Origin of the sequence: Micrococcus sp. GbtcB5 (assembly GCF_019091605.1) — a bacterium.
In the GTDB taxonomy this organism is placed as follows: Bacteria; Actinomycetota; Actinomycetes; order Actinomycetales; family Micrococcaceae; genus Micrococcus; species Micrococcus luteus.
The window spans coordinates 1-267 of sequence record NZ_JAGXJK010000212.1; the positions used below are offsets into that span (position 1 = coordinate 1).

General features: G+C 75.7%; 1 pseudogene. It reads right to left on the reverse strand.

Going from position 1 to position 267, the window contains the following annotated elements:
• Positions 1 to 267: pseudogene (locus tag KVS67_RS12070) on the reverse strand (ISL3 family transposase); the annotation flags it as partial.

Below are 267 nucleotides of genomic sequence, written 5' to 3' on the forward strand. Positions count from 1 at the left end.
CGCGGTGACCCCGACGCACCGGGCCGGGTCGTCGATGAGCAGCCGCTGGCCCTCGGCCGGCACGGCGTCGTTGGCGGTGTTCCACCGCACGTCCCACGCCTCGGCGTCCCGCGCGACGGTCAGGTGCTGCACGACCAGAGCTTCCAGGGCCCAGCGCAAGGCACGGCGGGAGAGCTTGGCCTTGGGTTCTGCCGCGGCGGTGGTGTCCTGGCGCCAGGCGTGGGCGCAGGCGGCGCACCGGTAGCGCCGGACCGTGACGCGCAGAGG